Annotated in this window: 11 protein-coding genes and 2 pseudogenes; 8 read left to right on the forward strand and 5 right to left on the reverse strand. The window is 58.1% G+C overall.

The features are described 5' to 3' along the window. Positions 1-285: 285 nt before the first annotated feature. From FFS21_RS08295 to FFS21_RS08310, 4 genes are read left to right on the forward strand one after another with little or no spacing between them, the layout of a single operon-like run. Positions 286-816: an HAD domain-containing protein gene (locus FFS21_RS08295; protein WP_043355300.1), complete on the forward strand. Its 531-nt coding sequence runs from the start codon at positions 286-288 to the stop codon at positions 814-816. Beyond that, on the forward strand, positions 813-1,145 hold the full coding sequence (locus FFS21_RS08300; RefSeq protein ID WP_043355298.1) for a hypothetical protein: 333 nt from the start codon (positions 813-815) through the stop codon (positions 1,143-1,145). Before FFS21_RS08295 ends, FFS21_RS08300 begins: the two co-directional genes overlap by 4 nt. 29 nt (positions 1,146-1,174) lie before the next feature. Beyond that, positions 1,175-1,810 (forward strand): hypothetical protein, encoded by a 636-nt coding sequence (locus FFS21_RS08305; RefSeq protein WP_043355296.1) that lies wholly within the window; start codon positions 1,175-1,177, stop codon positions 1,808-1,810. Between the two features lie 47 nt (positions 1,811-1,857). After that, positions 1,858-2,589, forward strand: a complete 732-nt coding sequence (locus FFS21_RS08310; RefSeq protein ID WP_066735637.1) for a hypothetical protein — start codon at positions 1,858-1,860, stop codon at positions 2,587-2,589. A 258-nt stretch (positions 2,590-2,847) separates the two neighbouring features. Here the strand turns inward: FFS21_RS08310 and FFS21_RS08315 are convergent, their stop codons facing one another. The 3 genes from FFS21_RS08315 to FFS21_RS08325 all read right to left on the reverse strand — a co-directional run bounded on the left by FFS21_RS08315 (position 2,848) and on the right by FFS21_RS08325 (position 4,733). After that, positions 2,848-3,486 (reverse strand): NAD(P)-dependent oxidoreductase, encoded by a 639-nt coding sequence (locus FFS21_RS08315; RefSeq protein WP_043355292.1) that lies wholly within the window; start codon positions 3,484-3,486, stop codon positions 2,848-2,850. A 98-nt stretch (positions 3,487-3,584) separates the two neighbouring features. Further along, positions 3,585-4,316 (reverse strand): SDR family NAD(P)-dependent oxidoreductase, encoded by a 732-nt coding sequence (locus FFS21_RS08320; protein WP_043355291.1) that lies wholly within the window; start codon positions 4,314-4,316, stop codon positions 3,585-3,587. A 12-nt stretch (positions 4,317-4,328) separates the two neighbouring features. After that, entirely contained in the window at positions 4,329-4,733 is a 405-nt protein-coding gene (locus tag FFS21_RS08325) for a DoxX family protein (RefSeq protein ID WP_043355290.1), read from the reverse strand. A gap of 93 nt (positions 4,734-4,826) precedes the next feature. Between FFS21_RS08325 and FFS21_RS08330 the strand changes: the two genes are divergently transcribed. Continuing rightward, entirely contained in the window at positions 4,827-5,207 is a 381-nt protein-coding gene (locus FFS21_RS08330) for a winged helix-turn-helix transcriptional regulator (RefSeq protein WP_043355288.1), read from the forward strand. Between the two features lie 261 nt (positions 5,208-5,468). On the opposite strand, the gene FFS21_RS08335 is transcribed toward FFS21_RS08330, so the two are convergent. Continuing rightward, positions 5,469-6,308, reverse strand: a complete 840-nt coding sequence (locus FFS21_RS08335) for a D-alanyl-D-alanine carboxypeptidase family protein (protein WP_052495066.1) — start codon at positions 6,306-6,308, stop codon at positions 5,469-5,471. A gap of 63 nt (positions 6,309-6,371) precedes the next feature. Next, positions 6,372-6,998, reverse strand: a pseudogene (locus FFS21_RS08340) (aspartate/glutamate racemase family protein); the annotation flags it as partial. A gap of 410 nt (positions 6,999-7,408) precedes the next feature. Here FFS21_RS08340 and FFS21_RS08345 point away from each other — a divergent pair. The 3 genes and pseudogenes from FFS21_RS08345 (at position 7,409) to FFS21_RS08355 (ending at position 15,936) form a co-directional block, all read left to right on the forward strand. Next, entirely contained in the window at positions 7,409-8,344 is a 936-nt protein-coding gene (locus tag FFS21_RS08345) for a LysR substrate-binding domain-containing protein (protein ID WP_052495059.1), read from the forward strand. Positions 8,345-8,460: 116 nt separating this feature from the next. After that, positions 8,461-12,459: a PIN domain-containing protein gene (locus FFS21_RS08350; protein ID WP_043355224.1), complete on the forward strand. Its 3,999-nt coding sequence runs from the start codon at positions 8,461-8,463 to the stop codon at positions 12,457-12,459. A gap of 2,048 nt (positions 12,460-14,507) precedes the next feature. After that, positions 14,508-15,936: pseudogene (locus tag FFS21_RS08355) on the forward strand (ISNCY family transposase). The last annotated feature ends 209 nt before the right edge of the window (positions 15,937-16,145 follow it).

Consider the following 16,145-nt stretch of genomic DNA (forward strand, 5'->3'; position numbering starts at 1 on the left):
GTCACAATATTTTCCTGCTATATAAGCTCGCCGTTTCCATGAAAGACAAGGCTTTCCGAACATATTCTTGCGTCAAGGTCTTCTCATTCTGTAGTCGTTGAGACACAATGCCGCCTTTGCAGCGGCCCTTAACCAAGGGCTTCGCGCGGCGTCACACTGCTGCGCACACCGATCGCCGCCCCGCGCGCATAGCACCGAGAGGGCCTGCCGCCGAACGGCGGATCTGGGGCGGCAGGCACGAGCGGCTACGCATTGCCCTGCGTCAGCGCAACGACACGATGCACGATGATTTTGTTTCTGGACTACGACGGTGTTCTGCACCCCGATGCGGCCTATCTGGTCAATGGCCGGCCTCAATTGCGTGCGGCAGGCTCGCTGTTCATGTGGGCGCCGATTCTCGTGGAAGCTCTCGCCCCCTATCCCCAGGTCCAGATTGTTCTCTCCACGTCGTGGGTGCGCGTGCTCAAGAGCTTCAGCCGAACCCAAGCCTATCTGCCCGCTGCGTTGCAGGCGCGCGTGATCGGCGCTACTTGGCATTCGGCCATGGCGCGACACCATGAGGGTGCGCACCGCATCGACGCGAGCTGGTTCAGCGAACTCACGCGGTATGCCCAGATCGCGCGATACGTTGCGCGATCTGGGCTGCGGGCCGAACATTGGCTGGCCATCGACGACGACAGCGAGGGCTGGCCCGTCGCGCTGCGCGACCACTTGGTCGAGACGGATGGGGCGCTGGGGCTTGCGAGCGCGTCGACACGGTGCGACCTGACCCAGCGACTGCAGGGGATGGCCGCAAGCACGCTCAGCGGGAAGTGAACACCATGCTACGCGTGACCGTGGAACTCATTCCAGACGGACAGGAAGACTGCCGCCGAACACTTGGGCAGCTTGAGATCGAGAACATCGCGGGCGATTCGCTGGTGACCGGTGCCTACCGAATCGTCATGGACGAGTTCGATGCGCGGGGCCCGGGGCCGCGCACAACGTTCCGGACCATCGCATCGCTAGACAATGTGGAACGGGACCTCGTTCGCCCAATGCAATTGGTCGGCATGGCGCTTAGCGTCGTGGCACCGGTTAAGCGCACGATGCATCGTTCGGAGGACGTGCCGCAGGGCACCGTGCTATCGCGCGAGTCGATCTAAGACGGTTTCGAGTTGCTGGGAGGGGTACCATGGCTGAAAAATTTGTATTCCGAGACCTGGCGTTTCGCGCGGGTGCACACCTATGGTCCAACCCCAAACTGCGCGGCACCCCGGCGGAAATCCCTATCATCCTCGCGCGTCCGACCCTGTTTGATGTGGTCCAACTCGCCCAACGCTACCCGCTGGAAACGTTGTACCGGGCGAATCGCCGGCTCCGGGCGACCCGGGAGATTTCCGAGCGCCAGTTTCTTCGCACGCAGGAGATTCTGCGCAACATCCAACGCGCAAAGAATGATGGTGCGCTCAGTTGCGAAGATTGCGTGACGGCGGTGACCGTAGGTTACGAAGATCCTCCGAGGGAGGAACGAACGTCGACACCAGCGCAACGACACTGCGCATTGGCGAATTGGTTGCCGGGCGGACTGCAAACCATCAAATCTGAACCCGAAGAATACATCCGCCTTGACGACGTGCCGTCGGAGTTCACGGTGCCTCTCCGTCGATGGCTACGGTGGCAACTCGATTGCGCGCCGGGCCAGTCGTCGGGGTGGCTGATCGATACGCCTGACGGCCAGGGTCTCTCACACGGCGGATGGTGCGCTTTCCTGTCCTGGCTAACCGACGCCTTGCTTTGTCGATTAGATCAAATCGAAGTTGGTATGTGACGAGCATCGCTCCGCCGCCGCTTCGACAACTTTCATGTAGCCGTCCGATGCAAAACTCTCTCGTTGTTCTTTCCCTTCCGGGCGCGTGGGTCTCCCGTGCCGAATTTCTATCCGCGCTAAGTTCTCAAGCGCCAAAGTATCGTCTTGTTGACGGCATGCTCACGGATTTGCACACGGGGGAGAGCGTCCTCATCGAGTTTCGGAAAGGACGTCGTAGGAATACCGTGCTGGATTTTTGGTGTTTTGGTCTGCACTGGCACGACACCAGCGAGATGCGTGCAGTGAGGCAGCACGCGTCGTGCGTCATTATCAAGGGCGCGGGGGGCAGTTTGCATCGGATGATGCATCTGATGGCTGCGGCAAGCGCTGTGGTTCAAGCTGGGGCGCTGGGTGTGCTCGTCGAGCACGTCGGCATTGCCCATACGCCGCAAAAATGGCTGGACTTCGCGAGCGAGGGCGTCGATGGGATTCTTCGGGCGTTTGTCGTGACGGTCGATGGGGCCGGCAGCGGTGCCTATAGTTGCGGTATGCATAATTTTGGGATGAAGGAAGTCAGTGCCCCGGCCGAAATCCCAAACTGTGCGAATGTTGTCGGAATCATTACCCGGCATTTGTTGGTGAAGGGCGCGAGCATTGCCCGCGGACAAACTATCGCCATCGGCGGGAAGGCAGACCGGTATCAATTTTGGGATGTGCGATCTGCGGTGGCTCCCGATGGGGCCGTATTCGACCACCAAATTGGCACGTGGAAGCTGCTGCGTGCCGAGGCCATCCATTAGAGTTCGAGGCAGCGCTGTGGACTGACGAGAACGGCCGTAGGAGGCGCCCTTCACCGACGTCAAATGCCGCCGTCCCGTACGACACTCTTGGTCGCTCATCATTCATGCGCCGAGAGTCCAGTTCGTGACTGAAAGGCGGTGCAACTCCCAACAGTCCCGGAAATCGATGTGTTTTACCGCTTTGTAAGCAGGACGGAAAATCAGCGTTCATGAACACTGGGCCGGGCAGTTAAGCGCTTAGCGGTCTCCTCCCCGAAGTCATTGTCGGGTGCTGATTCCGGGAGCCCGGCGAACGAAATCGTGGTTCGCAATTTGATCAAACATGAATTTGGCCAAGTCTTCACGGGCGACCGTCAGCGAATGCTTGGCGTGACCATACAAGCCGACGTTGAGTTGCTCCGCGGCGTGGCGATTCTTCAATACAGCCGCTCGAACCATTGTCCAATCAAGCGACGAGATACGGATCGCTCTTGCAAGTCCGATCATATCTTCGTAAGCACTTGGCATCGCGAACTTGATGATTGCGGCAGGCAGCCAGATCTTGAGGTCGAAATCATCGCCAGGATCAGCGGCTGTCCCGGTCGAGACCGCGATGAACCGCTTCACCTGCTCGCGTTCCATCGCTGAGATGATTGCCCGGGTCGCCGTAGTGATTGGCATACCTTTCGGGTGTGGCTGCCTGGCAGGGCCCAGCGCCGAAAGCACCGCATCTGATCCACGGATTGCGTCTCGCAACAAGTCAATATCGGTAAACTCGCCTCGGACAATCTGCACATTGGCGTTCTCAAACTTACTGCTGGAACGTGCAAAGACGGTGAGTTCGAAGCCGCGCTGCAGGCCCTCGTTTACAAGGGATGGCCCGGTTTTCCCGGTCGCTCCGAAAAGGGTAACTTTCATCTCTCTCTCAATTGCCGCTTCACAGCCTCAGGTGCTAGTGGCCCGATCAAATTTGATAGCATTGCATACGTGTTCGAACCACGGACAGTTGCTCCGAGCTATCGAGCGCTGTCGATGATCGAGCCGCCGTCGGGGGTAAGGCTGTATCCGGTCAAAAACTGGGCATCCTTACTCGCCAAGAACAGGACGACAGGCGCAATATCGTCTTCCGGCGAACCATAGCGGCCGAGCGGGTTGGTCGGCGGAGGGACGTTGGTTTCCGGACCCCATGTCTCGGCCACCGGCAGTACATTATTCACCGTGATCTTGTCGGGGCCCCACTCACGGGCAGCGGTGCGGGTGAGAGCGCGCACTGCCTCTTTGGCCATGTTGTACGGACCATATCCCACCAAGCCCAGGACACCAGCCATTGAGCCGAAGTTGATGACACGTCCTTCACCGCTCGCCTTGAGGTAGGGGTACGCCGCCTGCATCGTCCGCAGATACGCAATCGGTCCCATCTCGAAATTGCGCTGCAACTGTTCCGTCGACAGATCGGTAATGGAAGAGAACGGCGCGGATGAGTCGAAGGCATTGTTGACGAGGATGTCGATCCCGCCATAGGTAGCGACGACTTTATCCACCGCTGCCTTAATCTCGCCGGCATTGGCGATGTCGCAAAGCGCGCCGATTGCCGTTCCGCCATCAGCGCGAATGTCGGCAACGACCGCATCCACATTGGCCAGGGTGCGCGAAAGAACGGCCACTTTGGCGCCTTCTGCGGCAAACAGTTTTGCGATGCCGCGGCTGGCACCAGTGATGATCGCGACTTTTCCGTTGAGTCGAGCCATGGTTGATCTCCGTTAGTTGAGGGATGTTTGGCGCTCCGCAAATGGAGCGTAGGGGGACGGGGTCTCGCGAGCGATGTTCTGTGTTGCGAACGACGAAACGAGCAGCACAACGCCGACTACCGCAGGCAGCGCACCTCTCAGTTCACGGACGCCAAGGTGAGCCAAACCAGACAGCAGCAGGTGATAAAACATGCCGGCGTAGGCCAGGTCGCTTAGCGGCGCGCTGACGCGCGCCAAAATGGCGGCCACGCCCAGGAGCTTTACCGCAGTGAGAAACGGTACGAGATAGCCGGGATAGCCAAGGTCTGTAAGTGCCTGGACAACCCAAGCCCGTTTGGCTAAATACATCGTCGCGGAAGCGAGATAGAGCAAGGAGAGCAGCGCCGTGCTGATCCAGTACACGTAACTTTGAGTCATGAGGTTTCCTAAAGCTGGGGGATTGCATCGACACGCAACAGAATGTCGTCTAAGCTAAAAGTCAGCAAGTAGGATGAAAAACTGGTGGTTAGTATGGAAAAGAAGACTAATGGCGGCGATGAGATCAACATGCACGAGGAAATGCGCCGGGCATTTGCGCTACTGTCGGGAAAGTGGAAGCTGGAAATCATGTGGCTGCTCAACCAGCGGATCTATCGCTTTGGGGAACTGCGCAAGGCCATACCGGGGATCACTCAGCACATGTTGACGGCACAGCTTCGTGAATTGGAGGCGGATGGCCTAATATCGCGCACGGTGTTTGCTGAGGTGCCGCCGCGCGTCGAGTACGAGATCACGGCAAAGGCGCGCGGCTTGGGGGCCACGATGGAGGCGCTGACAGCGTGGTGGAATGAGTATGGGAGAAGTGTGCCGGCGAAGCCGACGTCGCGCGGGCGCAGGGCAAAGGGGAGTTAGCGCATCCGGCATGAGACTGCGTTTGCCCCGGCACCGGTTCGCATCACGCTCGCCAAGCGCAGGGGTGAGCATCGTCAACCCGCTAGTGAGGGAGAGTCTTAACGTGCCAGGAATTACACAAACTCCCGTCAACGGCGACCTGGAGTTCTCGTGCTTCGCATTGCGCGCCCCCATACGCCGGCACAACATGCAGTCAGAGGGCTATACCGCTGCTTGCCGTTGACCATCCCCAGCGACGAGCGGCTCAGAGCCGCAGCGGGCTCAATGAAAGCCGTAATCGATCAGTTGCCTGCCCGCGACGAAGCGCCCATCGTTGGAGGGTGCGCCGAGAACCACAGCGAAAACACGTCGCATCGCTTTGCCCTTGGCCACCGAGCGCTTTGCCGTGACCGCCAGGCAATAGCCTGCCTTGGCAGTATGGCCCGTCTTCAGGCCATCGATAGTTGGATCGTCCAGCAGCCGATTCTTGTTGTGTCTGGTGAAGCTGCCATAGCTGAAATCCCGCTGAGCGGAGAAGGCCAGGTAGACCGGAAAATCCTCCGTCAAGCGCACCGACAGGTGGGCAATGTCTCGGGCAGTCGAGTAGTGGTTTGGCGTGGTAATGCCGGAAGGGGTGGCGAAGTGACTGGCACTCAGCCCTAGACGATTGGCGTAATCGTTCATTTTCCCTAGAAATGCGTCCTCCGACCCGGCGACCGTACGGGCCAGGACCATTGCCGCATCGTTTGCTGAGACAACAATGAGACCCGTCAGTAGGTCCTGAATGCTGATGATCTGGCCGGCCTGGAGGCGCATGGTTGCCTCGTCGCCGCCCACATGAGCAAGGTCGCTGGCCTCCACACGCACCAACTGTTCCCACTTGATCGTGCTCGCCTTCAGGGCGTCAAGCACGACGTAGGCTGTCATCATTTTAGTTAGCGACGCGGGCTGTAGACGCTCGTCAGCATTCTTCTCGAGCATGACGCGATGCGAGCCGCTGTCGAGCAAAATGTAAGAGCGTGCTGCAATCTGTGGAGCCTGCGCGGCCGTTGCGGGGAGGGGGAGGGCGCCGAAAGCAAATGCCGAGGCGGCAAGAAAACGAGTGAAGCGCAAAAAAGGCATCAATGAACTGTCGTGCGTGGGCCGAGGCGTGAGGCCGCCTCGAGGAGAGCATTGTGTAGGTGACTACGCCTGGGCGGAGGACGCTAGCTGGACGCACCGTTTTGCAAGGACATCAGTTGGGTCCACTAGTGCGACGCTCGCGCTTCCGACCGGGAAGCTGTCGGTCTGCGAGAAAACGAGCGGGAGTTCGGTGCAGCCGAGGATCTGGACTTGCGCACCCTTATTTTGGAGGTGCTCGATGGCTGCCCGAAGCGACGCTGCACAGTGCCCCTGCGTGTAGCCAGCCTTCACGCCTGTCGGGCCATAGATTGCCTCCATCACCATCGCCTGGAAGTCGGGCGACGGTGTGATCAGTTCTAGCTGCCCTGCGGCAGCATCGTGATATACCCGACTCTCCACCGTGCCCGACGTCGCAAGAAGTCCAACTTTCGTTCCCTTTCCATACTTGCCGACGATGTGTCCGATGGTTTCCGTCAGCATGTTGACGATCGGAATCGAGAGATGCGGCTGAATCCGCTCAACATACGCATGGGCGGTATTGCAGGGGATCGCAATGGCGTTTGCCCCCTCAGATTCCAGACGTTTGCAGGTTGCGTAGAGTGCAACTGTCGGGTCCGCTTCGTGGCGCAGCAGATTTGCCGTGCGATCCGGGATTTGCGGATTCTGCTCCACGACCATCTTAATGTGATCCTGGTCCTTGGACGCGAGATTGGGTCGCCAGTGATCGGGAAGTTCTCCAGTGCCCTCAGCGTATGAATGCCGTAGTACGCGTCTGCCGGCACCTCGCGGTAGCCAAGCAAGTCATGCTCGCGCCGCGTTCCCTTGAAATCTTGTTGAATAGCCATCGCATTCCTCATCAGTGCGCCTTGTTTGCCAACCGGATTCTAGGAGCGCAATGGAATCCACTTTATGAGGATGTAAATTGAAACTATTCCATACCAGAATAGTTTTGCTTGGAGCGCCACATAGCGCACTTTATGCTGTACTTTGATGATCAGGATTCGCTTATTTCTTGCGTTTTCGGTCCATACATGGGGTTTACGTGGGCGTTCGGCTGCCCACTTGGGTACGTGTGACCCTCAGCGGCAAAGAGGTGCCAAATGCAACTGAAGTGGATCGAAGATCTTTTGGCGATCGAACAGACGCACAGCTTCTCCCGGGCCTCAGAGCTCCGATTTGTTACGCAATCAGCACTTTCTCGACGCGTAAAGTCGCTGGAAGATTGGGTTGGCGTCGAATTGGTAGACCGAGGCACCTACCCGGTCGAATTGACGCCTGCTGGCCGCAGGTTCTGCGAGCAAAGCAAAGAATCCGTCGGTGCCATTACGGAACTGCGTTCGGAACTGCGCCAGGAGGCAAAGATGCCAGGCCGTTCCATCCAGATCGCCGCCGGCCATACGCTCTCGTTGACGTTCTTGCCAAGGTGGTTGAAGCAGTTCCACCAACAAACCGGTGATTTCAATGCGCGAGTCGTCGCAGCGAACGTTCACGATGCCGTCGTCGCATTGGCTGAAGGCAGTTGCGACTTGATGATCGGCTATCACCATCCACTCGTGCCGATCCTGCTCGACCGCGACAAGTTCGCCGGCATCACGTTAGGCCATGAGGATTTCATCCCTGTATCTGCGCCAGACGACCGCGGCAAACCGATCTTTTCGCTGCCGGGCACGACCGACGCTCCGCTCCCGTACCTCGCGTACACGGCCACGACATTCATGGGACGCGTTGTCGATATGATCTTGAACAGCGCCGACGCACCGTACCATCTGCGTAGCTGCTACGAGGCGGACATGGCGATGTTGCTGATGAAGATGGTGGTCGAGCGATACGGCGTTGCGTGGTTACCGGTAAGCGCGGTTGCGGAGGAGATCGCAGCGGGACGCCTCGTCCAGGCGGGCCACGACACCTGGACTGCTCAATTGGAAATCAGGTGCTACCGGGCGATTGCCAACGCCAACCCTACGCTGCAAGACCTGTGGCAGTCATTGGACAATACTTCATCGTGTGAACACGTCGAAGATGATGCTCCAGTCTGAACAAGCGGCGAAGGGAAGGGGAGTCGCTGGGACCTGTTGGCAGAATGCGGGGAAGCAATGACCGCGGAATGGTTGCAAGGGTCATCCGTCGACACAGAACTAGAAAGGCCTACAGAATGCGCGCGTTCGAGATCGAGATCTCAAAGCCAACGAATGCTGACAGCTTCGAAAACATGTGCACGGATGTCTACGGTGTCGTGTTCGACGATCCGACTCCAAAGAGGAACGGCAGATCAGGGCAGAAGCAGGGCGGTGTAGACATTTTCGTTACATCAAGAGCCGGTCGAATTGGCATCCAGTGCAAGCGGTATGTCGATGGCGGGGTGACCACCAAGACAATTGATGATGAGGTTGCCGCGGCCGACGCGGCGGGTTGGAAGATTGTCCGCCTCATAATTGCCACGACAGCTGCAAGCGACACGGCGCTCGTCAAGCACGCACAGGAAGTCAGCGACCTTCGGCAGGCCAATGGCCAATTCTTGGTCGAAGTGGAATCGTGGACCGAGATATGCAACCACATCCAACGATACGACGCATTGCATCCGAAATACTCCCCAAACAGCGCGGGCGGTGCCATTGCGGTGCTACGTGAGCAGGGAGAAAGGACTGGGGCGCAGATCGCTGCCATGCCTGCGACGATGGAAGCAACATTCAAGGCGGCACTATTGCAGATGTTGCCTACAGGTCGGACAGATTCACCGAATGGGCTTGTGACGAGGCAGCTTGACAAGGTGAACGACCTGCTGCGCGGCCTGAAATTTCAGGCTGCGCAGGAGTTGCTTGCCACTCTCGAAACCGAGATCGCGAGCTTCGACAGACATCAGAAGGCGCGCTGGACTCTTCAGAATGGCATTGCACACTGGCAACAGAATCGTGAGGAGGTCGCTGCTGAGTGGTTTCTACGTGCCTATGACCTGTTTTGGGATGACGAGCGCATCGCCGCTAACAAAATCCGAGCGCATATCATCCAGGGAGACCTCAAGCTTGCCAACGCTGAAGGGGCACGCCTGCTAGGCCTATTCCCGCTTTCGCTCCATGTTTGGCTAGCGGCTACCAATGCTCGAATCTGCGAGAACGAGGACTTGACGGAAGCCGAATTGCCGGCGCGCTTCAGAGAAGAAGCAGATGCGCTGCAAATGATGGCCTACGCCTTTTATCGGCAACAGAGCGACTTGGCGGTAACCTACGCACGGCGAGCTTTACGCGCAAAGGATGCAGGCCTTTTCACCCGCAAAGGGGCCGCAGGCATCATCGTTAGCGTCGCAGGAAAGGACGGGATTTCCGCGGACTTCGACGCCTACGCCGAAGATTTGCGTGAGGGTCTCGATGAGGTAATCGCCGCGTTCGAGCCTGCGGCAACAGAACTATGGCGGATCGAAAATAGCCAGCACAGGGCCGAAGCTGCCTCGCACGTGGCGCTTGCCCACATGCTAACCGGCAAGCCTGGCGTGGCGCTCGCCATATGCGAGCGAATCGAAACGGAAATTCCTGAGTATGCCGATAACGTGGCCGCCCTACACATCGGATCCTTGCTCTTCCTCCGCCGGCACGAGGATCTTGTTAAATTTTCCATAGCCCACCTCAATGCGCTGGACGAAGACGGATTGCTCCTTGCGGCCGAAACGGCCGCAAACCGAGGCGAGTCCGAGGCATTTGCTCGCATCACTCACGCATTGCGCGAGCATGCGCCGGACGAGAAACCGGTTGTCAAGCTGCTTGAAATGGTGTGCGCGTGCAACTCCGGCCAATCCGAAAAGGTGGTCAAGGAAGTCAGTGAGACGCCCGCTGATGGCCTTGATCTGATTACACTCAGCGCCTTTGCGGGGCTGATGCTCAATGCCGGCCGTGACAGCGAAGCGCTCCGGTTTGTCGAGGTCATAAAGAAGCGAGTCTCCACCCATTCGAGTTCGCGCGAGCGTCTGATCGTCGCGGATATTTTGATTCGCGCCGATCAGTTCTCCGACGCCGTCGGCCTCTTGGAGTCGGTGGACCCCAGCGGCCGCAGCCTACCAATTCAGACGCGACGACTGCGTGCCCTATTGTTTGGTGGGTACCGGCGAAAGTCAAAAGACCTCCTGGAAAAAGTGCCACCCGAATGGCTTTCAGATGACGCCTTCCGCCGCCTAGCGATGGGCGTCGCACAAGAAGCCAATGACTGGAGCCAGCTCGAACTGCTTGCGAGACTGCATCGCGAGGCCCATCCAGAGCGGGCGGAAGCATGGGTCTTTTGGTACCAAGTTGTTCTTCATACCAGACCACCCGCACAAATCCGAAACGCCTTCAGCGAGGCGCCCGAGCGTCTTACGGGGACCCTGAAGCAGATCGCGCACTTGGCGGCGGCAGAGTTGCAGTATGGCAAGCCAGAGGTCGGGTACGCGCGGCTTTATCGCATGTTCCGCTCGAACATGGACGACGTCAGTGCCGCCTCCTCCTATCTAATGGGAGTTTTGATCGGTCACCGAGCCAGACACGGTAGAACACACTTTCCGGAGGTGAGGCCTGGCTCCATGGTGACGCTTGAGGGCGCGGACAGGAGCATCGTAAAAATCGTGATCGATCCTGCAGGCATGACGGATCTGCCGAAATCTGCGAGATTCCTTGCTGCGGACAGCCCGCTGGCGAAAACGATGCTAGGACTGGCATGCGGCGACACCGTTGACATCGAGGGAACGTTCGATGTTCGCAATTTCACGATTCGTGAGATCAGTGATGCTCATCAAGGACTGGGCGAGTACGCGCACGAACTCTTGTCGAAATCGCTAGAACCCGCGCCTGGTCTGCAGCTCTTCAGCCTGACCGAGAAAGAGGATGGGAACCTGGATGTCTCGCCCATCCATGACCGACTCAAGGCGCAAACGCAACGTAGCAAATCGGTAATGGAGCAATACGCCGAGAGCAAGCTTCCGCTTGGCTTGTGTGCGCAAATGCTCGGCGCCGACGGCATGCAAATGGTCTTCAGTTGGGACCAGCGCAACCCTCCGCTCGCAAGTGGTGTCACCACAGCGCCAGAGCTTGAGGCCGCAAGTGCATTGTTGCTCGACCAATCGTTCCCCGTTGTGATGGACGCGCTCACGCTGGCTGAACTTGTCCGCTTTGGACAGGGTGATCTTCTCTCAGTGTTGCCACGGGTGTATGTTTGCCGGGGGACCTACGATCGATTCAAACAAGCGGAAGTCGAGGCGTTGGATTCTCGCGCAGAGGGACATGCGGCCGATATAGATGGGCAGTTCGCATTCTTGCCTATCACGGAAGAGGCTCGCAAGTGGAAGGCAAGCCAATATACCGAAGCATTGAGGCTAATGGACGAACACTGCGAAGTTTGCCCGGTGTATGGGCCGGAGCAAATGCCTCACGAACTCATCCTTCTAAAGGATCTTCTCGATACAGATACCTATGACGCGCTCGCGTTGTGCCTCGAAAAGGGGGCAGCCTTGTTCTCGGTGGATGAACGCCTTAGGAACTGGGTCTATGGAGTGTTTGGTATCAAGGGTGTGTTCCCCTATCTCGTGGCGATGAAGGGCTTGCAGGACGGCAAGATCTCACGTGGTGATCACGCAGAGTTCGCCCTCAACTCGGCGCTGCACAATCGCACCGTTTTCGCCCTTCATGCAGATGACGTCTTTTGGGGACTCCAGCAGCCGCAGATGGCGGCGCGGACGCTTGAATTTGTTGCCACCCACCTCGCAACCGCGCTCAATCGCCGGTACGCGATCGGCCTAGCGCGCGACCTGATTCAAGGAATGCCAAACGTGTCCATGCAGTACGGCGCAGTTGTAGAGTTCGTGAAATTTATCGCCAATGGCTTGTTTCGCAGAAAGGATAACGTCACAGGAATGCGCGAGGGCTTTGCCCGATGGTTGCGGCAAGTAGCGGACATGTTGTTTGCTTATACCTCGCCGTATCCCGCTACACGAGAGATTCCCAGGGAAGACAAGGCTGAATTTCTCAACGTGCTGGAGCATGGCTTAGAAACGGGAATTGCATTGGCCGGGGAGGGCGGCGCGATAGAGCCGCCCGCGATCGGAGCGCTCTATTGCAGAACCGGCTTCGTCGTTCATCAGCCAAATGCGAAAGCGCTCACAAACGTCACGGTGTCACCGGCAACGGCAAGCTAATAGGACGGCGACGGGTCAACGCGTAGGGCAGGGCAGGCCAGCTTTCGTCGCATCACCTATACGTTGCGCATGAATGACGCACGTGCATTTGGCAATCCGCTGATATCGTGGCAGCAATGCGTGGCTAGTAGTCAATCATAAGCGTTCTGCTCGCGTCCACCGACGCTTTGCCGTGACCGCCAGGCAATTGGCTGCCTTGGCAGTGCGGCCCATCTTCAGGCTATCGGCGGCAGTTGGAATCTGCCCCCGTCTGCGAGATAGATGAAGCCCTGCTTCGCGATGGCATAATGGAAGCAGGCCTAGCCTACGAGGCCACCCCAATGTCTCATTGGTGGCCGCCAAAAGCCCGCGCAAGCGGGCTTTTGTTCGTCTCTATGGCTCAGAATTGCGCTGAAGGCGAACCTGAGCACTCGAGCGTGGCGCGATGTGTGAACGAGAAATAGCAGTTAGAGGATTTTCAGATTCAGCGCTAGTTGGCGGCGGCACAACACTCCACAGGCTCGTATAGCCGGTAACCCAGCCAGTGACAACGATGCCGAGACTATTCGCGTATCCATATGCCGAATGGTGGTGCCCTGGGCGGGTGCAGCGGTGCCGATATGCCGTAAGCTAAGCACTCATCCTTGGGATTGCGTAGACATTTTGCCGAGAATCTACGTTCATTCGACGATACGTGACCCTCAACCAATGGGGAGTTGCCTTCCTAAAACGGGCAGCTTCATCCGGATTTTTGTGTTCGATCCTGTCGGCAACGAGGTTCACGGCGTTTTTTACTATTCCATAGATTGAGTCCCGGCCTAAAGGAACAGCTTGCTCGTCTCCGTGGAGCCGGGATACCAAGGGCGTTGCTGACGGAGGAGGAGGAATGTGGATACCACGTGCCGCCAAGTATCTGTAAATGGCATACTTGGCCGAAGGATTCAGGACAATCTTCCTTGCCTGCTGCCCGCTCGCGTTCCTTAAAGAAAGCGACCACGTTTCATCTCCGGAGCTTGGTGACTTGTAGCAAAACAAATCGGACAGGCGGATACAGGCCAACTCCTCCCCGCGGATGCCAGTGTTTCCCATGAACCGAATTACGAAGAGCATCCGCTCGGCCTCGTCATGCGCTGGATGTCCGACTGGAAACTTCTCGCACTCTAACTCGAGCTCTCGGAGTAATCGAACAAACGACAAAAGGGGCAGGGATCTCGAGGGCTTTGTGGATCCCATGGCACTTTTCTTCCGACGGATTCGTCGCTCGCGGAAGAGGTTATATTGGATGTGCCGGAAATCGACCAGAAACGAAAATAAACTTTCCAAGACGCGAAATGCGAATGAGCAGCTCGCGTCCGACAAAGCTCCCTCGAACGGCCGCCAATCTCCGGCAGTACGACGCCGATTGCGCATTCCGCACCAGGAGTCTGGAGGATCCCGGAGAAATGCATCATAGAAGTCTAGGTCTGACGGGGTGATTTCGGCCAACAGCTTTCGATCGATGAAGAGCGCCCAGCAGTAAAACCTATGGACTTCCTTCTCATAGGCACGCTCCGTAGCATGGGTAGCAAATCCAGACAGCCACTGCAGTACAGTCCCCAGCTCCTGATACGCGCCATCATGTAAAGCGCGATCGACGGGATCGCAAGGATGCCCTGGTTGGCATAGAGTTCGGAGATCCCTCAGGGAAGAAGGAAACGGTGAGATGCTTAGCCCATCTTCTTGAGCGGCCATGTAAACTCCTGCGGCACGTATGCGTTGGACATCATCGCACGGGTCGAAGGCATTCGGCCGATAACAAAACTGTGGGCAGTAAGGGATGCAAATGAAAAAGTATGTTTGTTTTGGCGCGTATGAGCCGAAGAGCATTCGGACACGTATTTACGTCGCGATCAAACATAGTTTTGCGTCTTTCGACTTGTTCGACCAGCCAATCCCGAAATTACGAAAAAACGAAAACTGTTATTTAACATAACACTAATTATGCTCACAACAGGTGTAGCAGCTAAGTTGTAGTGTCGTACCTAGGCTAGATTGAAATGTCGTACCTCACGGCCACGCTGGAGCACGACATGACACGACCGGACACCATCACCATGAGCCTGCGGGAACTGGATCGCTGCAAGATCATCGAGGCTGTCGTGCGGGACGGCCTGATGGTCTGGCGCGCGGCCGAGAAGCTCGGTCTCAGCCGGCGCCAGGTTGAGCGGCTCGCGCAGCGCTACCGGCTGGACGGCCCACAGGGTCTGGTCTCCCGCCGCTGGGGCCACTCTGGTCACAACCAGCTCCCGCCAGGCGTCGAGGCGCGCGTGCGCGGCCTGATCCGTGACAGCTATGCAGACTTTGGCCCGACGCTCGCCGCCGAAAAGCTGCGTGAACGGCACGGCATCCACCTGGCCAAGGAGACGGTACGCCGGATCATGATCGACGCGGGCTTCTGGGTGCCACGCAGGCAACGGCCGCCCAGGATCCATCAGCCGCGCAATCGCCGGTCCTGTCTGGGCGAACTGGTGCAGATCGACGGCAGCGATCACGCGTGGTTCGAGGACCGGGCGCCGGCCTGCACGCTGCTGGTCTTCGTGGACGATGCCACGGGCCGCCTGCTGCAATTGCTGTTCGTGCCGACAGAGTCGACGCTGGCCTATTTCGCCGCCACGCGCGCCTACATCGAGCGCCATGGCAAGCCCCAGGCGTTCTATTCCGACAAGGCTGGCGTCTTTCGAGTCAATGCGAAGGACAATGCCGAAGGCCGCGGTTATACACAGTTCGGCCGGGCGTTATACGAGCTCAACATCGATATCGTGTGCGCCAACACAAGTCAGGCCAAGGGCCGTGTCGAACGGATGAACGGTACCCTGCAGGACCGTCTGGTCAAGGAGCTGCGGCTGCACGGTATCACGTCGATGGAAGCGGCGAACAGGTTCGCGCCCATTTTCATGGCCGACTTCAACGCTCGCTTTGGCAAAACGCCGCGCAGTGAGTTCGATGCGCACCGGCCGTTGCGCGGCGATGAGAATCTGGCACGGATCTTCAGTTGGCGGGAGTGGCGCAAGGTATCACAGAGCCTGACGCTGCAGTACGCCAAGGTGTTGTACATGCTTGAGGATCTTCCCGAGCACCGGGGGGTTGATCCACCACTATATGGAGGTCGCCGAGTATCCCGATGGGCATGTCGAGTTGTGGGCGAATGGCGGCCCCCTCCCCTACACCACTTACGATCGCTTTCCGGAGGTGGACCAGGGCGCGATCGTCGACAACAAGCGGCTGGGCCGGACACTGGCTATCGCCGCCGAGGTGCAGGCATTGCGTGACAATCGCCGCTTCGCAGCCCCCTCACGGACGCCGCACGGCGAGCCACCGCGGCCCGCCAAGGTGCCGCTGAACGTCAAGCGACAGCGATTGGTAAATCGGCTCGATCTTGAACAGGCGATGCGAAACCATCCTCTCTTTGCATCGACCGACGACTCAGTCGATGGCCCTCCCAGGCCGCCCACGACTTAGATGGCGCTTTCCGACCCTTCTCGGTCGCTCGTTCTTTCCTCTTGAATGACCGTTTGCTGCCCGCCAACGGCCCTCGACAAGAAGATCGAGTTGTCCAATCCGCATTCGCGGCAACAAAATCTTCAGATCCTCATGCTCGATCAATACGGTCGCGAAGATAGTGGCTTACGGCCTACCCAATCGCCATATGCTAATGACTCAGCATCAAA

Source organism: Cupriavidus sp. 2SB, assembly GCF_005503625.1.
Taxonomy (GTDB): Bacteria; Pseudomonadota; Gammaproteobacteria; order Burkholderiales; family Burkholderiaceae; genus Cupriavidus.